Origin of the sequence: Methylobacterium sp. 4-46 (assembly GCF_000019365.1) — a bacterium.
Taxonomy (GTDB): domain Bacteria; phylum Pseudomonadota; class Alphaproteobacteria; order Rhizobiales; family Beijerinckiaceae; genus Methylobacterium.
In genome coordinates this window covers 3,041,132-3,063,116 of sequence record NC_010511.1, presented here as the reverse complement: position 1 = coordinate 3,063,116, position 21,985 = coordinate 3,041,132, and the positions used below count along the sequence as shown (strand labels likewise).

At 72.4% G+C, this 21,985-nt stretch carries 15 protein-coding genes and 1 pseudogene; 13 read left to right on the top strand and 3 right to left on the bottom strand.

Annotated features, from left to right (window positions below; all coding sequences use genetic code 11):
* Window positions 1-151 precede the first annotated feature (151 nt).
* The 4 genes from M446_RS13180 to M446_RS13165 all read left to right on the top strand — a co-directional run bounded on the left by M446_RS13180 (window position 152) and on the right by M446_RS13165 (window position 6,237).
* Entirely contained in the window at window positions 152-1,249 is a 1,098-nt protein-coding gene (locus M446_RS13180) for an efflux RND transporter periplasmic adaptor subunit (protein WP_012332596.1), read from the top strand.
* A 17-nt stretch (window positions 1,250-1,266) separates the two neighbouring features.
* The gene (locus M446_RS13175) at window positions 1,267-4,392 is read left to right on the top strand and encodes an efflux RND transporter permease subunit (RefSeq protein ID WP_012332595.1); all 3,126 of its coding nucleotides are present in this window, start codon (window positions 1,267-1,269) and stop codon (window positions 4,390-4,392) included.
* A gap of 51 nt (window positions 4,393-4,443) precedes the next feature.
* The gene (locus M446_RS13170) at window positions 4,444-5,061 is read left to right on the top strand and encodes a TetR/AcrR family transcriptional regulator (protein WP_012332594.1); all 618 of its coding nucleotides are present in this window, start codon (window positions 4,444-4,446) and stop codon (window positions 5,059-5,061) included.
* Between the two features lie 138 nt (window positions 5,062-5,199).
* Window positions 5,200-6,237: a polyprenyl synthetase family protein gene (locus M446_RS13165; RefSeq protein WP_012332593.1), complete on the top strand. Its 1,038-nt coding sequence runs from the start codon at window positions 5,200-5,202 to the stop codon at window positions 6,235-6,237.
* Between the two features lie 133 nt (window positions 6,238-6,370).
* Here M446_RS13165 and M446_RS13160 read toward each other — a convergent pair whose 3' ends face one another.
* Entirely contained in the window at window positions 6,371-7,288 is a 918-nt protein-coding gene (locus M446_RS13160) for a 4-(cytidine 5'-diphospho)-2-C-methyl-D-erythritol kinase (protein ID WP_012332592.1), read from the bottom strand.
* Between the two features lie 243 nt (window positions 7,289-7,531).
* Window positions 7,532-9,385, bottom strand: a complete 1,854-nt coding sequence (locus tag M446_RS13155) for a tetratricopeptide repeat protein (protein ID WP_012332591.1) — start codon at window positions 9,383-9,385, stop codon at window positions 7,532-7,534.
* 364 nt (window positions 9,386-9,749) lie between these two features.
* On the opposite strand from M446_RS13155, the gene M446_RS13150 reads away from it, so the two are divergent.
* The 9 genes and pseudogenes from M446_RS13150 to M446_RS13110 all read left to right on the top strand — a co-directional run bounded on the left by M446_RS13150 (window position 9,750) and on the right by M446_RS13110 (window position 21,149).
* Complete coding sequence (locus M446_RS13150; RefSeq protein WP_012332590.1) at window positions 9,750-10,499, top strand: SDR family NAD(P)-dependent oxidoreductase; 750 nt, start codon at window positions 9,750-9,752, stop codon at window positions 10,497-10,499.
* Window positions 10,500-10,510: 11 nt separating this feature from the next.
* Window positions 10,511-11,371, top strand: a complete 861-nt coding sequence (locus M446_RS13145; RefSeq protein WP_012332589.1) for a transketolase — start codon at window positions 10,511-10,513, stop codon at window positions 11,369-11,371.
* Entirely contained in the window at window positions 11,368-12,396 is a 1,029-nt protein-coding gene (locus M446_RS13140) for a transketolase family protein (protein WP_012332588.1), read from the top strand. Before M446_RS13145 ends, M446_RS13140 begins: the two co-directional genes overlap by 4 nt.
* Window positions 12,387-13,286, top strand: a complete 900-nt coding sequence (locus M446_RS13135; RefSeq protein ID WP_012332587.1) for an NAD(P)-dependent oxidoreductase — start codon at window positions 12,387-12,389, stop codon at window positions 13,284-13,286. Before M446_RS13140 ends, M446_RS13135 begins: the two co-directional genes overlap by 10 nt.
* A 127-nt stretch (window positions 13,287-13,413) precedes the next feature.
* Window positions 13,414-14,427 (top strand): TRAP transporter substrate-binding protein, encoded by a 1,014-nt coding sequence (locus M446_RS13130; protein ID WP_012332586.1) that lies wholly within the window; start codon window positions 13,414-13,416, stop codon window positions 14,425-14,427.
* A 12-nt stretch (window positions 14,428-14,439) separates the two neighbouring features.
* Entirely contained in the window at window positions 14,440-16,320 is a 1,881-nt protein-coding gene (locus tag M446_RS13125) for a TRAP transporter large permease subunit (RefSeq protein ID WP_012332585.1), read from the top strand.
* A 154-nt stretch (window positions 16,321-16,474) separates the two neighbouring features.
* On the top strand, window positions 16,475-18,454 hold the full coding sequence (tkt, locus tag M446_RS13120) for a transketolase (RefSeq protein WP_012332584.1): 1,980 nt from the start codon (window positions 16,475-16,477) through the stop codon (window positions 18,452-18,454).
* Window positions 18,455-18,669: 215 nt separating this feature from the next.
* Window positions 18,670-19,095, top strand: a pseudogene (locus tag M446_RS13115) (methyl-accepting chemotaxis protein); the annotation flags it as partial.
* A gap of 365 nt (window positions 19,096-19,460) precedes the next feature.
* Window positions 19,461-21,149 carry a methyl-accepting chemotaxis protein gene (locus M446_RS13110; protein WP_012332583.1) on the top strand — a complete coding sequence of 563 codons (1,689 nt, stop codon included), beginning with the start codon at window positions 19,461-19,463 and terminating at the stop codon, window positions 21,147-21,149.
* Window positions 21,150-21,158: 9 nt separating this feature from the next.
* Here the strand turns inward: M446_RS13110 and M446_RS13105 are convergent, their stop codons facing one another.
* Entirely contained in the window at window positions 21,159-21,929 is a 771-nt protein-coding gene (locus tag M446_RS13105; RefSeq protein WP_012332582.1) for a transporter substrate-binding domain-containing protein, read from the bottom strand.
* Window positions 21,930-21,985 lie beyond the last annotated feature (56 nt).

The following is a 21,985-nucleotide window of genomic DNA, read 5'->3' as shown; positions in this document are numbered from 1 at the left end:
GCCGGGCTGGCGAATTGACGATTGTTGACAATCGTCAATTTCAGGATAGGGTCCCGCCGCAGCAGCCGGGCCGGACGGACCGCGGTCATCCGCCCCTCGGCCGGGGCCGGTCCCGGCCCGGCTGCGGCACCTCTCTCGCGGAGCCGCCGGCATGGCACGCCCCTTGGTGACCCCGATCCGCCTCGCCGCCGCCCTCGGCTGGCTCGCCCTCGCGGGCTGCGACGAGCAGAAGGCGCCGGCCGCGGGGGAGGGCAGCGGGGCCAGGCCAGTCCTGGTCCAGCGCGCCACCTTCGAGGACCGGGTGCCGAGCCGCACCTTCGTGGGCACGATCCGGCCGCGCATCGAGAGCGATCTCGGCTTCCGCGTGCAAGGGAAGATCGAGACGCGCCTCGTGAATGTCGGCGACGTGGTGCGGGCGGGCCAGCCCCTGGCGCGGCTCGACGAGGTCGACCTGCGCCTCCAGACCGAGCAGGCGCAGGCCGAACTCGCCGCCGCCACGGCGTCCCTGGCCCAGGCCGAGGCGGATCTGCGGCGCACCGCCACGCTGGCGGTCCAGGGCTGGAGCGCCGCCGCCTCCCTCGACCGCCAGAAGGCGGCGGCCGAGGAGGCGCGCGGCCGGCTGCTGCGGGCCGAGCGCGCCCTGATGCTCGCCCGCAACGCCGTCTCCTACGCGGTGCTGGCGGCGGACGCGGACGGGGTCGTGACCGCGGCCCTGGTCGAGCCCGGGCAGGTGGTGGCGCCGGGCCAGGCCGCGATCCGCCTCGCCCGCACGGCCGAGAAGGAGGCGGTGATCGCTGTCCCCGAGGCCCTGATCGGGCAGGTGCGGGAGGGCGCCGCCACGGTCGGCCTGTGGTCCGACCCGAAGGCGAAGCTCGCGGCGCGGCTGCGCGAACTCGCGCCGGCGGCCGACGCGGCCACCCGCACCTACCTCGCCCGCTTCTCGCTTCCCGACGCCGATGCGCGGGTCCAGCTCGGCATGACCGCCACCGTGACGCTGTCCGGCGCCTCGGCCGAGCGGATCGTCCGCGTCCCGCTCTCGGCCCTGTACAATCAGGGCGGCGGGCCGGCGGTCTGGACCGTGGACGAGGCCGGCGGGCTCAGCCTCAAGCCGGTCAGCGTCGCCGCCTACGAGGCGCAGGACGCGCTCGTGGCGGGCGGACTCGCGGAGGGTGAGCGGTTCGTGCGCCTGGGCGTGCACAAGCTCGATGCCGGGCAGCGCGTGCGCGTCGTCGACGCGCTGCGCTTCTGACCGGGGGGAAGGGTCCGATGCCGCGCCTCAACCTCTCCGCCTGGGCGGTCCAGCACCGGGCCGTGGTGCTGTTCCTGATCCTGGCGGTCGCGCTCAGCGGCAGCCTCGCCTTCCTGCGCCTCGGCCGGGCGGAGGACCCGAACTTCACCGTCAAGGTCGCGGTGGTCACCGTGCTCTGGCCCGGCGCCACCGCCCGCGAGATGCAGGACCAGGTCGCCGACCGGATCGAGAAGAAGCTGCAGACGCTGCCCTATTTCGAGAAGGTGGTCACCTTCTCGAAGCCCTCCTTCGCGGCCCTGCAGGTGACCTTCCGGGACAGCACCCCGGGCGCGCTGGTGCCGTCCCTGTTCTATCAGATCCGCAAGAAGCTCGATGACGCGCGCGGCGACCTTCCGGCCGGGATCATCGGCCCGAACGTGAACGACGAGTACGGCGACGTCGACTCGATCCTCTCCATGCTGACCGGCGAGGGCGCCGACTACGCGCAGTTGAAGAAGGTCGCCGAGGGCCTGCGTCAGCGCCTGCTCAAGGTGGACGGCGTCGTCAAGGTCAACCTCTACGGCGTGCAGGACGAGCGCATCTTCGTCGAATTCAGTCACGCCAAGCTCGCCACCCTCGGGATCACGCCCCAGACCCTGTTCGACTCGCTCGGGCGGCAGAATGCGGTGACGCCCGCCGGGACGGTCGAGAGCGCGGCGCAGCGCATCCCGCTGCGCGTCACCGGCGCCCTCGACGGGGTGCAGGCGGTCGCCGAGACGCCGGTGGAGGCGGGGGGGCGCACCTTCCGGCTCGGCGACGTCGCGACGGTGACGCGGGGCTTCGTCGACCCGCCCGACTTCCTGGTGCGGCAGATGGGCAAGCCCGCCCTCGGGATCGGCGTGGTGATGGCGCGGGGCGCCAACATCATGGCCTTCGGCGCGGGCGTCGAGGCGGCCTCGCGCGAGTTCATGGCGGCGGTGCCGCAGGGGATCGACCTGACGCGGGTGGCCGACCAGCCCAAGGTGGTGGACGAGGCGATGTTCGAGTTCGAGCGCTCCTTCGCGGAGGCGCTGGTGATCGTGCTCGCCGTGAGCTTCCTCTCGCTCGGCTGGCGCACCGGCATCGTGGTGGCGCTGTCGGTGCCGCTGGTGCTCGCCCTCACCTTCGTGGTGATGCAGGCCCTCGGCATCGACCTCCACCGCATCACCCTCGGGGCCCTGATCATCGCCCTCGGGCTCCTCGTCGACGACGCCATCATCGCGGTCGAGATGATGGTAGTGAAGATGGAGCAGGGCTGGGACCGGCTGCGCGCCGCGGCCTTCGCCTGGGACTCGACCGCCTTCCCGATGCTGACCGGCACCCTGGTCACGGTGGCGGGATTCCTGCCAGTCGGCTTCGCCAACTCGTCGGTCGGCGAGTACGCGGGCGGCATCTTCTGGGTGGTGGCGATCGCCCTCGTCGCCTCCTGGTTCGTGGCGGTCCTGTTCACGCCCTATCTGGGCGTGCTGCTGCTGCCGAAGGACCTCGCCAAGCACGGGGCCCACCAGGATCCCGACGCGCTCTACGACACGCGGCTCTACCGGGGGCTGCGGCGGCTGATCCGGGCCTGCACGCGCCGGCGCCTCGCGACCGTGCTGGCGACCTGCGGGATCTTCGTCGCCGCCGTGGTCGGATTCGGCCACGTGCAGCAGCAATTCTTCCCGCTCTCGGAGCGGCCGGAGCTCTTCCTGCAGCTGCGCCTGCCGCAGGGCAGCGCGATCGGGACCACGACCGCCGCCGTGCGGGAGGCCGAGGCGCTGCTCGGACGGGACGATCCCGACATCGCGACCTACACGGCCTATGTCGGGCAGGGCAGCCCGCGCTTCTGGCTCGGCCTCAACCCGGAACTGCCGAACGAGGCCTCCGCGGAGATCGTCGTCGTCGCCCGCGGGGTCGAGGCGCGCGAGCGGGTCAAGGCCCGGATCGAGGCGGCTTTGGCGGCCGGCGCCCTGTCGCAGGCCCGGGTGCGGGTCGACCGCTTCAATTTCGGCCCGCCGGTGGGCTTCCCCGTGCAGTTCCGCGTCGTCGGCCCCGATCCGGCGCGGGTGCGCGAACTCGCCTATAAGGTGCGCGACCTCGTTCGTCTCAACCGAGACGTCGTGGAGCCGCAGCTCGACTGGAACGAGATGACCCCCTCCCTGCGCCTCGTCGTCGACCAGGAGCGGGCCCGGGCGCTCGGCCTCAACGTCCAGGACGTGGGGCAGACGCTGCAGACGCTGCTCTCCGGGATCACCGTGACGACGGTGCGCGACGGCGTCGAGCAGGTCGGCGTGGTCGCCCGCGCGGTGCCGGCCGAGCGGCTCGATCTCGGCCGCATCGGCGACCTGACGGTGGTGTCGAGGGGCGGGGTGCCGGTGCCGGTGGCGCAGGTGGCCCGGCTCGACTTTAGCCACGAGGAGCCGATCCTGTGGCGGCGCAACCGCGACATGGCGATCACGGTGCGCGCCGACGTGGTCGACGGGGTCCAGCCGCCGGACGTGACGAGCGCCATCTGGCCCGGCCTCAAGCCGCTCCGCGACGCGCTCGAACCCGGCTACCGGATCGAGATCGGCGGCGCGGTCGAGGAATCGGAGAAGGCCAACGCCTCGCTGTTCATCCTCTTCCCGGTCATGATCCTGGCGATGCTGACGCTGCTGATGCTGCAGCTGCAGAGCTTCTCGCGCCTGATCCTGGTCTTCCTGACGGCGCCGCTCGGGCTGATCGGCGCCTCGCTCGGCCTCAACGTCGCGGCCAAGCCCTTCGGCTTCGTGGCCCTGCTCGGCCTGATCGCGCTCGCCGGCATGATCATGCGCAACGCGGTCATCCTGGTCGACCAGATCGAGGCCGACGTGGCGGCGGGCCGCCACCGCCGCGGCGAGGCCATCGTCGAGGCGACCGTGCGCCGGGCCCGGCCGGTGATCCTGACCGCGCTGGCCGCGATCCTGGCGATGATCCCGCTCACCCACAGCGCCTTCTGGGGACCGATGGCGATCACCATCATGGGCGGCCTGTTCGTGGCGACCTTCCTGACCCTGTTCTTCTTCCCCGCCCTCTACGCCCTCTGGTACCGCAAGCGCCTCGACGAGGCTGGACAACCGGCGCCGGTGCGGCAGACTGTCGTGCCGCTGGCGATGGCGGCCGAATGACAGGACCCCGACATCCCGGGCCGCGACGCGGCCGCAGAGCGTAACCCGCGCATGACGACACGGAACCTCATCCGGGAGCCCGAGGGCGCAGGGTCCGGCGACCTGCGCTGCCGGATCCTGGCGATCGCGGAGCGCCTGTTCCGCGACCTCGGCTATCGCAAGACCACGGTGGCCGACATCGCCGCGGACCTGCGCATGAGCCCCGGCAACGTCTACCGCTTCTTCCCCTCGAAGAAGGCCCTCAACGAGGCGGTGGCGGACCGGCTGCTGACCGAACTCGGGACGGAGCTGGAGCGCATCGCCGCGCAATCCGAGGTTCCGGCCTCTGCCCGGCTGCGCGCGCTCCTCACCACGATGCACCACCGCAACGCCAGCCAGTTCACCGCCAACCGCCGCATGCACGAGATGGTCGAGGTGGCGATGGCCGAGAGCTGGGAGGTGGTGCACCGCCACATCGACCGGGTCGACCGCATCCTCTGCCGCCTCGTGGCCGAGGGGGCCGCGTCCGGCGAATTCGACGTCTGCGACCCGATGGCGGCGGCGCGCTGCGTCCAGACCGCCTTCGTGCGCTTCTGCCACCCGGCGCTGATCGCCCAATGCGCCGACGAGGTCGGCCCGACCCTGGAGCAGATGATCGACTTCCTCCTCGCGGGCCTGCGGGCGCGCTGACCCGCCGCCCCACTTGCGGCAAGCTTGCGTGTTGCCGCCGGGGCGGAACGCGTGCAAAGGGGCAGGTGCGCCGCGGGCGGGGAGACGTTGTCCCGGGCCCGGCGGCGGGGGCCTCACCTCATCGGAGATCTGCCGCGCGTGGGCGTCGTCATCCCCCTCGAAGACACCTCCTCCGATCCGGAGGCGAGCCTCAACGACCTCGTCGCGCTGGTCGCGAGCGGGATGGAGCGGGTGAACGCGATGATCCTGTCGCGCACCGGCTCGGACGTCGCGATGATCCCGGAGGTGGCCAACCACCTGATCGCCTCGGGCGGCAAGCGCCTGCGGCCGATCCTGACGCTCGCGACGGCCCAGCTCTGCGGCTACCGGGCGGGGGAGGCCGGCCGCGACGGCGACGTGAAGCTCGCCGCCAGCGTCGAGTTCATGCACACGGCGACGCTCCTGCACGACGACGTGGTGGACGAGAGCGACATGCGCCGCGGCCGCGTCGCCGCGCGGATCAAGTGGGGCAACCAGGCGAGCGTGCTGGTCGGCGACTTCCTGCTCGGCCAAGCCTTCAAGATGATGGTGGAGGTGGGCAGCCTGCGCGCCCTCGACATCCTCTCCTCGGCCGCCGCGGTGATCGCCGAGGGCGAGGTGATGCAGCTCGGCGCGGCCAAGAACACCGAGACGACCGAGGACGAGTACCTGGCGGTGATCCGCGCCAAGACCGCGGAGCTGTTCGCGGCGGCCTGCGAGGTCGGCCCGGTCCTGGCGGAGCGGCCGAAATCCGAGGCGGCGGCCTGCCGCAGCTACGGGATGAATCTCGGCGTCGCCTTCCAGCTGATCGACGACGCCCTCGATTACGGCGGCACCAGCGCGGCGCTCGGCAAGAACGTCGGCGACGATTTCCGCGAGGGCAAGATCACGCTGCCGGTCGTGCTGTCCTTCCGGCGCGGCTCGGCGGAGGAGCGCGCCTTCTGGCGCCGCACCCTGGAACAGGGCGAGATCGACGAGGCGCGCGACCTCGACACCGCGATCGGCATCATGCGCCGCCACCGGGCCCTGGAGGACACGGTCGAGCGGGCGCGCCACTACGGGGCCATCGCCCGCGACGCGCTGGCGCTCTTCCCCGACGCGCCGATGAAGCGGGCGCTGCTGCAGGCCGTGGATTTCTGCATCGCCCGGGCGCGCTGAGGGTCGGGATCGGCGAGGATCCCGCCGGCCGGATTCCTCGGGATCCGGGCCGCCCGAGGGCGTGCGCGAGGTCGCGGCGCCGGCCGCGGACCTCGCGAGGCCGGCAGGCGCGGGGCGCGCAGGTCCCCGGGCTTCAGCGCAGGATCGTGGCGCGGACCCACCAGCCCGGCCGCGCCTGCGCGATCGCGCGGGCCGCCTGGGCGGCGCGGCCGCGATGCCCGAACAGGCCGAACACCGTCGCGCCCGAGCCCGACATCCGGGCGAGCCGGCAGCCGGGCCGCTCGCGCAGGGCGCCGAGCGCCTCGCCGATGACCGGCGCCACCGTCAGGGCAGGCGCTTCGAGGTCGTTGCGGGCCGGGCCGATCAGGGCGAGCAGCGCCGGGCCGTCGAGCCGCGGACCGATCGTCGGATGCGGCACCGACGCGGCCGGGTTGGCCTCGCCGACCTTCAGCCCGAGGGCCCGGAAGACCGGTGCGGTCTCGACCGGCACGCCGGGATTGATCAGCACGGCGGGCAGGCCCGGCAGGGCGAGCGCCGGTCCGATCGCTTCGCCGGCGCCCCGCATCATCCGGGCGCGCGGGTCGAGGCAGACCGGCACGTCCGCCCCGGTGCCGCGCGCCGCCTCGATCAGGGCCGGGTGATCGGCCGGCAGGTCGTTCAGGCGCCCGAGCAGGCGCAGGGCCGCGGCCGCGTCCGACGAGCCGCCGCCGATGCCGGCGGCCACGGGCAGGCGCTTCACCAGCGAGAACCGCCCCGTCGCGAGGCCGGGGACCAGGGCGGCGAGGCGACGGGCCGCGCGGAGCACGAGGTTGTCGGCCGTCGGGCCGGCGGGCCCGGCCGTCGGGCCGGAGACCACCAGCGCGAGGTCCGGGCCGGGCTCCAGCGTCAGCGTGTCGCCGACCCCCGCGAAGGCCACCAGGCTTTCGAGGGCGTGATAGCCGTCCTCCGGTCGCCGGCCGAGGACGTGCAGCGTGAGGTTGATCTTCGCGGGAGCGCGGGTGGTCAGGCAAGTGGTCGGGCAGGTGGTCGGGCAGGTGGTCGGGGACGTCACGGTCGGGCTCGTGGGGCTGCGCGACCGGAATGCCGGGCGGGCTCGGGTGTCCTGCCCTGGCGGAGGCTGTCCGCGACGGCCGCAAGTCTCGAGAGGATAGCGCGGGGCCGCACCGGCCCCGCGCGTCCGGGAGCGAAGGAGGCGAGAGCGTTTTCGACGAAGCGGATCCCGCTTCGTCGCGGAAAATGCGGCGGAATCAAAGAACGAGAGCGGCGTCCGACGGCACCGCGATCGGGCGTCGCTCTAGCCGCCGCCCTTCGGGGTCGAGCCCATCGCGGGCGGATCGCTCGGGGCGGGCGAGCCCTTCGGCATCGCCGGCTGGTCCGGCGTCGGCCGGCTCTCCGCGGTGGCGGCCGGCTTGTCCGCGTCGGGCAGGCCGTCCTTCAGCTTCTGCTCGATCTTGGCGAGATCCTCGGGCTCCGGGTTCAGGTCCTTGGCGTGCTGCCACTGGAACTTCGCCTCGAGCCGGCGGCCGCTGCGCCAGTACGCGTCGCCGAGATGGTCGTTGATGGTCGGGTCGCCCGGCTTGAGGTCGACGGCCTTCTCCAGTTCGCGCACGGCGTCGTCCCAGCGGCCGAGGCGGAAATACGCCCAGCCCAGACTGTCGACGATCATCCCGTCGCGCGGCTGCAGGTCGACCGCCTTCTCCAGCATGCGGAAGGCCTCGTCGATGTTCATGTTCTGGTCGACCCAGGAATACGCGAGGTAGTTCAGCACCTGCGCGCGCCCGTTCGGCTGATTCTGCGGCACCAGCTCCAGGGCCTTCTTGAGATCGGCCTCGGCCTTCGGCCATTGCTTGGCCCGCTCGTAGGCGGTGCCGCGGTAGTAGTAGAGGTTCCAGTAATTCTGGGGCGGCTCCGAGCCGATCAGGGCGATCGCCTTCGAGTAGGTCTCGGCGGCCTCCGCGTATTGCTTGCGCAGGCGCTGCACGCTGCCCAGCGCCGAGATCACGTCGACGTCCTTCGGGTTGGCCTTGGCGACCTGGTCGAGATGGGCCAGCGCGTCGTCGTTCTTGCCGAGCTGCTCCAGGTTGAGCCCGATCTGGATGTCGGTGTTGAGCTTCAGCGGCGAGGTCGCCGGCATGCGGGCGAAGATCTCGTTGGCGCGCTCGGGCATCTTCATGCGCTCGAGCGTGTCGCCGAGGGTGAGCAGCGCCAGGGGATGCTCGGGCGCGAGGTAGAGGGCGAGCCGCAGGTAGATGACGGCCGGCAGCTCCTCGCCCTGCGAGGTGCCGGCGGTGCCGAGCCCGTACAGCACCTCGGCGGCGCCCTCCTGGGCGCTCGCGATCAGCGGCGGCAGGGGTTTGCCGGCCTTCAGCTTCTCGAGGGCGTCGCGCACGATCGGGTGGCGCGGCAGCACCGCGTCGAAGGCCTCGTAGGCCGCGACCGCGAGGTCGGGCCGGCCGGAATCGGCCTCGAAGCGCGCGTAGGCGTCGACGATCCGCAGGGTGTTGCGGTCCGCGTCGTAGGCGGATTTCAGGCGCCGCTCGGCCTCGACCTTGTCGCCCACCACGCTGGCGATCAGGCCCGCGTGGTAGTCGCGGAAGACCCCGATGTAGCGCTCGCCCTTGAGCTTGTTGATGGTCTCGAAGGCCTTCTTCCCCTGGCCCTCGCCCGCGTAGGACCACGCGGTCAGCAGGGTCGAGGTCAGGTCCGCGGTGGCGCCCCGGCCGCCGCGCTGCAGGTTCTGGCGCGCCGCGCCCCATTGCTTGGCCTTCAGCTTCTGAACCCCGAGGGCGAGCTGGGCGAGGCCGTTCGACGTGTCGCGGGCGGTAAGCTTCTCGGCCGCCCGGAACGCCTCCTGCAGGGACCCGTCCGCCAGCAGCGCCACGAAGGAGCGCTCCAGCAATTCGGCGTTGCGCGGGTCGCCCTTCACCGCCTCGCGATAGTAGGAGGCCGCCGCCGTCGTATCCCGGGACGCGCCCGCGATGTAGGCCGCCAGGAAATTTCCCTCGAGGGAGTCGGCCGGCTCGTAGGTGGTCGGTCCGGGGACGTCGCGGGGCGTCAGGCGGGCGGCCAGGACGGGCGAGGGGGCCGCGAGGAACAGCGCCAGGAGGGCGGCGCCGCCGCGCAGGCGGGACGAAAGAGGACGGGACATGGGCACCAAGCGACGGCTCCAGCGGCGTGCCGGCCGCGGCGACGGCACGCGAGATCGGGCGCGACATTGAACCCTGGACGGGGCAGCGGCAAGACCAAACCGGGGCGAGGGCGCGGCGGGACCGCCCGGTCAGATGAATGGCATTCATCTGACGTTGCAAACTGTGCGTTTGAACACGCGGCGCCCGGCTGGCACCGTCTCCTCAACGACAGCGAGAGGAAACGCCGGGCGATCACGCCGCCGGAGGGACATCGGGTCCCGCCCGGGGGCTGCGGCGACGCGCCGCCCACGCCCCTCCGCCGTCGCGAGCGATCGCGGGCCGTCACGGCCCAGCGGCCGAGCCGGCCGCATCAGGGAGGGTGCTTTGCTTCTGTCCGACAAGGTGTGCCTGATCACGGGCGCCGCTTCGCTGCGCGGCATCGGCCGCGCCACCGCCCGCCTCTTCGCCGAGCAGGGCGGGCGGGTGGTCGTCCTCGACCTCGACGCGGGCCAGGCGGAGGAGGCGGCCCGGGCCATCGGCGCCGGCCATCTCGGCCTCGCCTGCGACGTCACCGACCGGAAGGCCTGCCAGGCCGCCGCCGACGAGGCGGTCGCCCGCCTCGGCCGCATCGACGTCCTCGTCAACAACGCCGGCATCACCCAGCCGCTCAGGATCATGGACATCGCGCCGGAGAACTACGACGCGGTGACCGACGTGAACCTGCGCGGCACGCTCTACATGAGCCAGGCGGTGATCCCGCAGATGCGGGCGCAGAAGTCCGGCTCGATCGTGTGCATGTCGTCGGTCTCGGCCCAGCGCGGCGGGGGCATCTTCGGCGGGCCGCATTACAGCGCCGCCAAGGGCGGCGTGCTCGGCCTGTGCAAGGCGATGGCGCGCGAACTCGGCCCCGACGGCATCCGCGCCAACGCGGTCACGCCCGGCCTGATCCAGACCGACATCACCGGCGGCAAGCTCACGGACGAGCTCAAGGCCGAGATCGTCAAGGGCATCCCGCTCGCCCGCCTCGGCGTGGCCGAGGACGTCGCCAAGGCCTGCCTGTTCCTCGCCTCGGACCTCTCCGCGTACACCACCGGCGCGGTGATCGACGTCAACGGCGGCATGCTGATCCACTGACGGAGGAATCCATGTCACCGGCACATGCCACCGCGGCGCGCGAGCGCTCGAACGTCTCGCTGCCCGAGCGGGCCTACCGCATCCGCCGCAACGCCCTGCGCATGGGCGAGGTCCAGGGCCAGGGCTACATCGCCCAGGCCCTCGGCATCGCGGACGTGCTCGCGGTCGCGTATTTCCACGCCATGACCTACCGGCCCGACGACCCCGAATGGGAGGGCCGCGACCGCTTCCTGCTCTCGATCGGCCACTACGCCATCGCGCTCTACGCGGCCCTGATCGAGGCCGGGATCCTCCCGGAGGACGAGCTCGAGACCTATGGCTGCGACGACAGCCGCCTGCCGATGTCCGCCATGGCCGCCTACACGCCCGGCATGGAGATCACCGGCGGCTCGCTCGGCCACGGGCTCGGCATCGCGGTCGGCTTCGCGCTCGGGCTGAAGCGCAAGGGTTCGAAGAACTTCGTCTACAACCTGTTCTCCGACGGCGAACTCGACGAGGGCTCGACCTGGGAGGCCGCGATGTCGGCCGCCTCGTTCGGGCTCGACAACCTGATCGGCCTCGTCGACGTGAACGGCATGCAGGCGGACGGCCCGTCCCGGGGCGTCCTCAACTTCGAGCCGCTGGCGCCGAAATTCGAGGCCTTCGGCTGGTTCGTGCAGCGGGTCGACGGGAACGACATCGCGGCCCTGGTGGCGGCCTTCGACGCCGCCAAGGCCCATCCGGAGCCGAGGCCCCGGATCATCATCTGCGACACGACCATGGCCAAGGGCGTGCCGTTCCTGGAGGCGCGCGAGCGCAACCATTTCCTGCGCGTCGAGCCGGCCGAGTGGAGCCAGGCGCTCGCGGTGCTGGCCGAGGGGAGGGCGGAATGAGGCGATCCAAGTACGAGCGGCCGACCCACCTGCTGCAGGGCGGGCCCCGGCTCACCACCTCGGCGATGATCGCCTCGCTGGCGGCGCCGGGGCAGCGCACCAGGGCGGCGCCGTTCGGGCACGCGCTGGCGCGGCTCGCCGCCGAGCGGCCCGACATCGTCGGCCTCAGCGCGGACCTGAGCAAGTACACCGACCTGCATATCTTCGCGCAGGCCCATCCGGACCGCTTCTACCAGATGGGCATGGCCGAGCAGCTGCTGTTCAGCGCGGCGGCGGGCCTCGCCCGCGAGGGCTTCACGCCCTTCGCCACGACCTACGCGGTGTTCGCGGCGCGGCGGGCCTACGACTTCATCTGCCTCGCGATCGCCGAGGAGAACCTCAACGTCAAGATCGCCTGCGCCCTGCCGGGCCTGACCACGGGCTACGGCCCGAGCCACCAGGCGACCGAGGACCTCGCGATCTTCCGCGGCCTGCCGAACCTCACCATCATCGATCCCTGCGACGCGCACGAGATCGAGCAGGTGGTGCCCGCCATGGCGGCCCACCAGGGCCCGGTCTATCTCCGGCTCCTGCGGGGCAACGTGCCGCTCCTGCTCGACGAGTACGGCTACCGGTTCGAACTCGGCAAGGCCAAGACGATCCGGGACGGGCGGGACGTGCTGGTCATCGCGAGCGGCCTGATGACCATGCGGGCGCTGGAGGCGGCCGACGCCCTCTCGGACGACGGCGTCGATGTCGGGGTGCTGCACGTGCCGACGATCAAGCCCCTCGACGAGGAGACGATCCTGCGCGAGGCGGGCCGCGGCGGCCGGCTCGTGGTGGTGGCCGAGAACCACACGGTGATCGGCGGCCTCGGTGAGGCGGTGGCGGGCCTGCTGATGCGCGGCGGCACGCGCGTCGAGCGCGGCTTCCGCCAGATCGGGCTTCCCGACGAGTTCCTCGACGCGGGCGCGCTCCCCACCCTCCACGACCGCTACGGACTCTCGACCGCCGCGATGGTGCGGAGCATCCGCGCATGGCTCTGACGCCGGTCGCCTTCGTGGGCCTCGGCGCCATGGGCCTGCCGATGGCGCAGAACCTCGTCGCCAAGGGCTTCCCGGTCCGCGGCTACGACGTCCGGCCCGAGAGCCGGGCCGCCCTGGCGCGGGCCGGCGGCGAGGCGGCCGACACGCTGCGCGCCGCCGCCGCCGGCGCCGGCGCCCTCGTCCTGATGGTGGTGAACGCCGCCCAGGCCGAGGCCGTGCTCTTCGGCGGGGGCGCCCCGGCCGAGGGCGCGCTGGAGGTCCTCGCCCCCGACGCGGCCGTGATCCTGATGGCGACCTGCCCGCCGCAGGCCGTCGAGGGCCTCGCCGCGCGGGTCGCGGCGGCCGGCCGCCGCTTCGTCGACGCGCCCGTCTCGGGCGGGGTGGTCGGCGCCGAGGCCGGCAGCCTCACGGTGATGGCGGCGGCCCCCGCGGAGGTGTTCGGCGCGGTCCGGCCGCTGCTCGACGCGGTCGGCGCGCGGATCTTCCACGTCGGCACGCGGCCCGGCCAGGGCGCGACCGTGAAGGCGGTGAACCAGCTCCTGTGCGGCGTGCACATCGCGGCCGCCGCCGAGGCGCTGTCGCTGGCCGAGCGGGTCGGGGTGGACCTGCCGGTCGTGCTGGAGATCCTCTCCGGCTCCTCGGCCGCGAGCTGGATGCTGCGCGACCGCGGGCCGCGCATGCTGGAGGAGGCGCCCCGCGTCACCAGCGCGGTCGACATCTTCGTGAAGGATCTCGGCATCGTGCTGGAGGCCGGCCGCGACCAGAAGGCGGCTCTGCCGCTCGCGAGCCTCGCCCACCAGCTCTTCCTCGCCGCCTCCGGCCGCGGCGAGGGCGCGGCCGACGACAGCCAGGTGATCGGGTCCTACCGGGCGCTGAACGGCACGGGATAGGGCGGGCCCGTCCCCGCCCGAGGGCCAGCGGATCCGGCCCCGCGTGCGGCTCCCATCCCACTCGACCAGGGCAACACCGCCGGACGAACCGGCGCTTCGCAATCAATGGAAATCCAGGGAGAACGCCATGTCGACGACCCTCTCGCGCCGCACGCTCCTCGCCGGCGCCGCCAGCATCCCCCTCGTCACCGTCCTGCGCCGGCCCGCCAACGCGGCCGAGTTCGAGTACAAGCTCGCCACCGGCCAGGACCCGACCCACCCGGTCAACATCCGCGCGCAGGAGGCCCTCAACCGCATCCGCGAGGCCTCGAACGGGCGACTCGACATCAAGCTCTTCCCGGCCAACCAGCTCGGCTCCGACACCGACCTGCTCTCGCAGGTCCGCAACGGCAGCGTCGAGTTCTTCAACCTCTCGACCTCGATCCTCGCCACCTTCGTGGCCGCCGCGAGCCTTCCCAATACCGGCTTCGCCTTCAAGGACTACACCGCCGTCTGGGCGGCGATGGACGGCGGGCTCGGCGCCTACATCCGCGACCAGATCGCCAAGACGCCGATCCAGGCCGTCTCGAAGGTCTGGGACAACGGCTTCCGCCACATCACCTCCTCGACCCGCGAGATCCGCACCCCCGAGGACCTCAAGGGCTTCAAGATCCGGGTGCCCCCGGCCCCGATGCTGACCTCCCTGTTCAAGGCCCTCGATGCGGGCGCCGCTCCCCTGAACTTCAACGAACTCTACTCCGCCCTGCAGACCAAGATCTTCGAGGGTCAGGAGAACCCGCTCGCCATCACGGCGACGACGCGCCTCTACGAGGTGCAGAAATCCTGCAGCCTCACCGGCCACGTCTGGGACGGCTACTGGATCCTCGGCAACAAGCGCGCGGTCCAGCGCCTGCCCGAGGACCTGCGCGCCCTCGTCACCCGCGAACTCGACAAGTCCGCCGACGATCAGCGCGCCGACATCCTCCGCCTCAACACCACGCTGCGCCAGGACCTCACCGCCAAGGGCATCACCTTCATCGAGGTCGACCGCGAGCCTTTCCGCGATGCGCTCGGCCGCACGACCTTCTACAAGGACTGGCGCGCCAAGTTCGGCGACGCGGCCTGGGGTCACCTGGAAGCCGTGTCCGGAAAGCTGGCCTGAGGGAGGAGACGCATGCATCTCGAACTCGCGGATGAGTCGCCGGTCGCACCGGCGCTCACCGGCCGCCGGGCCCGGCTGAGATGGCTCGACGACACGCTCGGCCTGCTGATCGAGCTGCCCGCGGCGCTCCTGGTCGTCCTGGAGATCGTGGTCCTGGGCTCGGGCGTGGTGAGCCGCTACGTCTTCCACCAGCCGATCGTGTGGGCGGACGAACTCGCCTCGATCCTGTTCCTCTGGCTCGCCATGCTGGGCTCGGTGGTCGCCTACCGGCGCTCCGAGCACATGCGCATGACCGCCGTCGTCAGCCTCGCCTCCCCGAAGGTGCGCGCCTTCCTGGACGCGCTCTCGCTCGCCGCCGGCCTCGTCTTCATCGGCATCCTGCTCGAACCCGCCTACGAGTTCGCCAGCGAGGAGCTCTTCGTCCAGACCCCGGCGCTGGAGATCACCAACGCCTGGCGCGCCGCCGCCCTCCCGGTCGGCTTCGTGCTGATGCTCGCCATCGCGGTGCTGCGCCTCGTCGAGAGCACCGACTGGAAAACCTCCCTCGGCGCCCTCCTGCTCACCGGCGCCGTGGTGGCCGGCCTGTTCTATGCCGAGCCGACCCTGCGCACCCTCGGCAACTGGAACCTGCTGATCTTCTTCGTCCTCGGCGTCGGCGCCCTGGTCTTCTCGGGCGTGCCGATCGCCTTCGCGTTCGGGCTGGCCACCTTCGGCTACCTCACCTTCACCACCCGCGCCCCCTCCATGGTGGTGGTGGGGCGCATGGACGAGGGCATGAGCCACCTCATCCTGCTCGCCGTGCCGCTCTTCGTCTTCCTGGGCCTGCTGATCGAGATGACCGGCATGGCCAAGGCCATGGTCGGCTTCCTCGCCGCGCTGCTCGGCCACGTGCGCGGCGGCCTGCACTACGTGCTGGTGGGCGCCATGTACCTCGTCTCGGGCATCTCCGGCTCCAAGGCCGCCGACATGGCCGCGGTCGCCCCGGTGCTGTTTCCCGAGATGAAGGCGCGCGGCGCCAAGGAGGGCGACCTCGTGGCGCTGCTCGCCGCCACCGGCGCCCAGACCGAGACCATCCCGCCCTCGCTGGTGCTGATCACCATCGGGTCGGTGACGGGCGTGTCGATCACCGCGCTCTTCACGGGCGGCATGCTGCCGGGCGTGGTGCTCGGGATCATGCTGTGCGCGCTGGTCTGGTGGCGCTACCGGGGCGAGGATCTCAGCCACGTGCGCCGGGCGCGCGGGCGCGAGATCGGCCGCTCGCTGGTGATCGCGCTGCCCGCCCTGGCGCTGCCCTTCGTGATCCGGGCGGCGGTGGTGGAGGGGGTGGCGACCGCCACCGAGGTCTCGACCATCGGCATCGTCTACGCGATCCTGGCCGGGCTGCTGATCTACCGTCAGTTCGACTGGAGGCGGCTCTACCCGATGCTGGTCTCGACGGCATCCCTGTCGGGGGCGATCCTCCTGATCATCGGGGCGGCGACCGGGATGGCCTGGGCGCTGACGCAGTCGGGCTTCTCGCAGAGCCTGGCGGTGATCATGAAGAGCCTGCCCGGCGGGTCGCTGGGCTTCCTGGTGGTCTCGGCGCTGGCCTTCATCGTGCTGGGCTCGGTGCTGGAGGGGATCCCGGCGATCGTGCTGTTCGGCCCGCTGCTGTTCCCGATCGCCCGGGCGGTGGGGGTGCACGAGGTGCACTACGCCATGGTGGTGATCCTCGCCATGGGGATCGGGCTGTTCGCGCCGCCCTTCGGGGTGGGCTACTACGCGGCCTGCGCGATCAGCCGGATCCACCCGGACGCGGGCATCCGCCCGATCGTCGGCTACATCCTGGCGATGATCCTCGGCCTCGTCGTCGTCATCCTGGTGCCCTGGATCTCCATCGGCTTCCTCGGCTGAGCGTCATTCGCCGAAGCGGTCATCGGCTGTCCGGACGATCACGTCCGGACAGCGCATGATCCGGGATCCGGTTGATCCAAGCGGATCACGACCCCGCGCGGCCGCCCCTCCCGGCGGCCGCGGACGCCCCCGCCTTGCCTGAGAGGACCTCACCATGAATGCCGCGCCGAGCCGCATGGCCGATGCCGTCCGGTTCCTCGCCCTCGACGCCATCGCCCGGGCCGGGGACGGACATCCGGGCGCGCCGCTCGGCTGCGCCGAGATCGCCACCGCCCTGTTCACCCGGCACCTCGTCTGCAACCCGGACGATCCGGAATGGCCCAACCGCGACCGCTTCGTGCTGTCGAACGGCCACGGCTCGATGCTCCTCTACGCGGCCCTCCACCTCGCGGGCTACGCGGCGATCTCGATCGAGGCGATCCGCGGCTTCCGCGAACTCGGCTCGCCCTGCCACGGCCACCCGGAATACGCGCCCCGTCACGGCATCGAGGCGACGACCGGCCCCCTCGGCCAGGGCATCGCCAACGCGGTCGGCATGGCGGTGGCGGAGGCCAAGCTCGCGGCCGAGTTCGGCCCGGACCTCGTCGATCACCGCACCTACGCCCTGGTCGGCGACGGCTGCCTGCAGGAGGGCATCGCCCACGAGGTCGTCTCGCTCGCCGGCCACCTGCGCCTCGGCAAGCTGACCTTCCTGTGGGACGACAACCGCATCACCGACGACGGCAGCACCGACCTGTCGATCTCGGAGGACGTGCGGGCCCGCTTCCGGGCCGCCGACTGGCAGGTGATCGACTGCGACGGCCACGACGTCGAGGCGGTCTCGGCGGCGCTGCTCCTCGCCAGGGGCGATCCGCGCCCGAGCCTGATCGCCTGCCGCACGGTGATCGGCCGCGGCCTGCCGCGGCTCGAAGGCCAGCGCGGGGCCCATGGCGGGCGCGTCTTCGAGAGCGACTGCGCGGAGGCCCGCGCCGCCCGCGCCTGGGACCATCCGGCATTCGCGGTGCCCGAGGATGTCGCCGCCGCCTGGCGGGCCGGGGCGGGGGCGCGCAACCGGGCCGCCTACGCGGCCTGGCAGGCGAGCCGGGCCGCCCTGCCGGAGGCCCGGCGGGCGGAGTTCGACCGGAGGATGGCGGGCCGGCTGCCCCCGTCCTGGCGCGAGACGCTGCTCGCCCTCAGGCGGCACTGGTCCGAGACCGCCCCGGAGCGCCCGACCATCGAGGTGGCGGCCGACATCCTGGCGGCCCTCGCCGAGACCGTGCCGGACCTGTTCAGTGGCGCCCCCGACCTGGAGGGCCCGACGCGCCACAAGCAGCGGCTCGCCGCCTTCACGGCCACGGAAAGGGCCGGGCGCTACCTGCATTACGGGATCCGCGAGCACGCCATGGGGGCGATGATGAACGGGATGGCGGCCCATCGCGGGCTGATCCCGGTCGGCGCCACCTACCTGGTCTTCTCCGACTACCTGCGGCCCGCCCTGCGGATGGCGGCGCTGATGGAGCTTCCGGTCATCACGGTCTACAGCCACGATTCGATCGGCATCGGCCGCAACGGGCCGACCCACCAGCCGGTGGAGTTCCTGGCCTCGCTCCGGGCGATCCCCAACATGCTGGTGCTGCGCCCGGCCGACGCCGTCGAGACCGCCGAGGCCTGGGAGATGGCGCTCGCGCACCGGGACGGGCCGACCTCGCTCATCTGCTCCCGCCAGCCGCTGCCGGCCCTGCGGCGGGAGGCGGGCGCGGAGAACCTGAGCGCGCGGGGCGCCTACCTGCTCGCCCCGGCGACGGGCGGGCGCAGGCGGGTCACCCTGGTCGGCACCGGTTCCGAGGTGGCGGTGGCGCTCGCCGCCCGCGCGGCGCTGCAGGCGGAGGGGATCCCGACCGCCGTGGTGTCGATGCCGTCCTGGGAGGCCTTCGCGGCCCAGCCGGAAACCTACCGCCGCGAGGTGATCCCCCGCGACACCGTGCGGGTCGCCGTCGAGGCGGCCATCCGGCTCGGGTGGGAGCGCTGGATCGGCGAGGAGGGCGGTTTCGTCGGGATGACCGGCTTCGGTGCCTCCGGGCCCGGCGAGGAGCTCTTCCGCCACTTCGGCATCACGCCGGAGGCGGTCCTTCGCGAGGTGCGGGCGCGGCTCTGAGCCCGAGCCGCCGAGCCCGCGGCGCGGCATCGGCCTTGCGGGCCGATGGCCCGGGGCGCCGGACGGTGCCGTGCTGCGACCAGTTCGACGCCGCCACTCTGCGCCGATTTTCGAGCTTGCTTCGCGTGGAGCGGCGCTGCGGGGCGGGGTCCGCTCGCTCGCCTGGAAGATCCTGTCCTTCGCCTTCCTGTTCGCCGTCGCAGGCGTGCTTCGTCGCAGGCGTGCTCGGGCGCGGCTTCGCGGTGGTGGCCGCGGAGGTGAAGGAGCTGGCCGGCCAGACCGCGCGGGCGACCGAGCAGATCTCGGGGCAGATCGGCCAGATCCAGGGCGCGACGCGCCAGGCGGTGACGGCGATCGGCGGGATCACGGCGCGGATCGGGCAGATCCGCAGCGTGGCCTCGGCGATCGCCGCGGCGGTGACCGAGCAGGGGGCGGCGACGCAGGAGATCGTGCGCAACGTGGCGGAGGCGTTGCGCGGGACGCGGGCGGTGACGGACACGATCGGGGCGGTGGCGGGCGCGGTCGCGCAGACCGGGGAGGCCGCCTCCCAGGTGCTGGGCGCGGCGAGCGCGCTGTCGCGGCAATCCGAGCAGCTCTCCGCCGGGACCGACCGCTTCCTCGCCGGGATCCGCGCCGCCTGAGGCGCGACGCTCGCGCGGGATCCGAGGACGGCGCACCCGGATCCCGTTATCAGTCCGAGCCAGGCGGCGCGCATCCCACCCGCCAGGAACCCCTCTCGAACCAATAAGGCGAGGCAGAATCAGCCCTCACATGCCGCATAGGGACGATGCTTTACCCGACAATTCAGTGGAATTTGTCAAAATATACTCGCAAAAAACTGATAGGATCAATCGTTCTCGCAAAGTCATCGCGATGTACGAAAAAAATTATTGGAGAAATTACACACTGGGCTGGAAGCTGTGACGAAGATGATTGAAGCGCAGGTTACGAAGTTTTTAAGGCAAGTTGACCAAACTGCATGAAGCCATACCCAACCGAGGTCTCCATGCCGCTCAGATTTCGCCTCGTTCACCGCTTCGTGGCGCTCGCGCTCGCCGCCCTGTTCCTTCTCGGGGGTTCGATGGGGCTGGCCCTGACCCAGATCCGCAGTGCGATGCTGGAGCAGAAGCGCGGCGAGATCCAGCACGCCGTCGAGGCCGCCGCCACCATCCTGCAGGGCTACCTCGCCCGGGCGAGGGCGGGCGAGATGAGCGAGGGCGAGGCGCGCCGGGCCGCCCTCGAGACCCTCCGGATGGCCCGCTTCGACGGCGGCAATTACTATTACGTTTACGACTTCGATGGCCGCAGCGTCATGCATCCGATCCGGCGCGAGCTCGAAGGCAAGAGCATGCTGGACCTGAAAGATAAATTCGGCACCCAGATCACCCGAGAAATGGTCGATCTTGTCAATCGGAACGGCCGGGGATCCTCGCAGTTCTACTGGCTGAAACCGGGAGAGAGTGAGGAAACCCTGAAGGTGACCTACGTGATCGGGATCCCCGAATGGCAGATCCTGGTCGGCTCGGGGCTGCACGTGGACGATGTGGACGCGGCCCTGTGGGGCGAGGTGCGCTCGCTCGCCTGGAAGATCCTGCCCGTCGCCCTCCTGTTCGTCGCCGTCGCCGGCGTGCTCGGGCGCGGCGTCGCCCGGCCGCTCGCCAGCCTCACCGCCTCCCTGCGCCGCCTCGCCGCCGGCGAGATCGCCGCCGCGGTCGAGGGCGTCGGACGCCGCGACGAGATCGGCGAGATCGCCTCCGCCGTCGTCGCCCTGCGCGAGGGCCTCCAGAGCCGCGCCCTGGAGGAGCGTGCCCGCGACGAGGCGGCCCGCGCCGAGACCGAGCGCGCCCGCCGCGACGCGATGCGCAGCATGGCCGAGGAGTTCGAGCGCGGCATGGGCGGCATCGTCGCGCAGGTCGCCGCCGCCGCCACCGAATTGCAGGCGACCGCCGAGACCATGACGGCGACCGCCGACCACACCGCCCGGCGCTCGACCGCCGTGGCGCGCGCCGCCGACGAGGCCAGCGCGAATGTCGGCACCGTGGCGGCGGCGGCCGAGGAACTCGGCGCCTCGGTGAGCGAGATCGGCCGGCAGGTCGAGGGCTCGGCCGAACTGGCCGAGGCGGCCGTGCGGGAGGCCGACCACACGCAGGAGCTGGTGCGGGCGCTGAGCGAGAGCACCGCGCGCATCGGCGACATGGTCGGGCTGATCTCCTCGGTCGCGAGCCAGACCAACCTGCTGGCGCTGAACGCCACGATCGAGGCGGCGCGGGCCGGGGAGGCGGGGCGCGGCTTCGCGGTGGTGGCCGCGGAGGTGAAGGAACTGGCCGGCCAGACCGCGCGGGCGACCGAGCAGATCTCGGGACAGATCGGCCAGATCCAGGGCGCGACGCGCCAGGCGGTGACGGCGATCGGCGGGATCACGGAGCGGATCGGGCAGATCCGCAGCGTGGCCTCGGCGATCGCCGCGGCGGTGACCGAGCAGGGGGCGGCGACGCAGGAGATCGTGCGCAACGTGGCGGAGGCGTCGCGCGGGACGCGGGCGGTGACGGACACGATCGGGGCGGTGGCGGGCGCGGTCGCGCAGACCGGGGAGGCCGCCTCCCAGGTGCTGGGCGCGGCGAGCGCGCTGTCGCGGCAATCCGAGCAGCTCTCCGCCGGGACCGACCGCTTCCTCGCCGAGATCCGCGCCGCCTGAGGCGGTCCGCTACTCGGCCGCGGCCTCGAGCGCCCTGTCGTAGGCGCCCGAGGCCAGGGCGGCCTTGAGCCAGCCGTCCACCGCCGCCTTGAGCGCCGGGTCGCGGCTCATCCAGTAGCCCTTGTCGGCGTGGTCGAAGGAATCCGCCACCGTGGCCGGGCAGAGCACGCCGCGGTGGCGCCGCGCCTGGTAATCGACCTCGGCCCCGTCCGTGACCATCAGGTCCGCGCGGCCCTCCGCGACCTCCTCGAAGATCGTGCGGTTGTCCGGGTGCAGCCGCACGGCGGCGTGCGGGAAGTGGGCGGCCGCGAAGCGCTCGTTGGTGCCGCCGGGATTGACCACCACGCGCACCTCGGGCCGGTCGATCGCCGCGATGCTCGTGTAGGTCCCGGCATCGGCGCAGCGCACGATCGGGCGCTTGCCGTCGGTCATTACCGGCACCGAGAAATCCGCCACCGCGGCGCGGTCGGACGTCACCGAGACGCCGCCCATGGCGATGTCGAACCGGTCGGCGAGGAGGTCGTCCTTGAGGCCCTTCCAGGTCGTCGGGACGATCTCGAGCGAGACCCCGAGGCTGCGGGCGAGATCCCGCGCCATCGTGACGTCGGCGCCCTTCACGTCGCCCTCGGAGCGCCTCAGCGAATAGGGCGCGTAGTCGCCGGTCAGGCCGACCCGCAGCACCCCCGCCTCGCGGATCGCCGCGAGGGGTCTCGCCGCGGCCGGCGCGGCCGCGAGCGCCGCGGCCACGATCCCGATCCCGGCCCACAAAGTCCGGCCCATCACCCACCCCCTGCGCTCTGCCCGGCCCCGGCGCGCCCGGCGACGCGCCGCGCATC

What these genes read in the sequence shown, in the direction of transcription:
- M446_RS13125 (WP_012332585.1), top strand. Translation starts at nt 14,440, where the DNA reads ATGCATCTCGAACTCGCGGATGAGTCGCCGGTCGCACCGGCGCTCACC.
- M446_RS13175 (WP_012332595.1), top strand. Translation starts at nt 1,267, where the DNA reads ATGCCGCGCCTCAACCTCTCCGCCTGGGCGGTCCAGCACCGGGCCGTG.
- M446_RS13140 (WP_012332588.1), top strand. Translation starts at nt 11,368, where the DNA reads ATGAGGCGATCCAAGTACGAGCGGCCGACCCACCTGCTGCAGGGCGGG.
- M446_RS13110 (WP_012332583.1), top strand. Translation starts at nt 19,461, where the DNA reads ATGCCGCTCAGATTTCGCCTCGTTCACCGCTTCGTGGCGCTCGCGCTC.
- M446_RS13155 (WP_012332591.1), bottom strand. Translation starts at nt 9,385, where the DNA reads ATGTCCCGTCCTCTTTCGTCCCGCCTGCGCGGCGGCGCCGCCCTCCTG.
- M446_RS13170 (WP_012332594.1), top strand. Translation starts at nt 4,444, where the DNA reads ATGACGACACGGAACCTCATCCGGGAGCCCGAGGGCGCAGGGTCCGGC.
- M446_RS13130 (WP_012332586.1), top strand. Translation starts at nt 13,414, where the DNA reads ATGTCGACGACCCTCTCGCGCCGCACGCTCCTCGCCGGCGCCGCCAGC.
- tkt (WP_012332584.1), top strand. Translation starts at nt 16,475, where the DNA reads ATGAATGCCGCGCCGAGCCGCATGGCCGATGCCGTCCGGTTCCTCGCC.
- M446_RS13105 (WP_012332582.1), bottom strand. Translation starts at nt 21,929, where the DNA reads ATGGGCCGGACTTTGTGGGCCGGGATCGGGATCGTGGCCGCGGCGCTC.
- M446_RS13135 (WP_012332587.1), top strand. Translation starts at nt 12,387, where the DNA reads ATGGCTCTGACGCCGGTCGCCTTCGTGGGCCTCGGCGCCATGGGCCTG.
- M446_RS13180 (WP_012332596.1), top strand. Translation starts at nt 152, where the DNA reads ATGGCACGCCCCTTGGTGACCCCGATCCGCCTCGCCGCCGCCCTCGGC.
- M446_RS13145 (WP_012332589.1), top strand. Translation starts at nt 10,511, where the DNA reads ATGTCACCGGCACATGCCACCGCGGCGCGCGAGCGCTCGAACGTCTCG.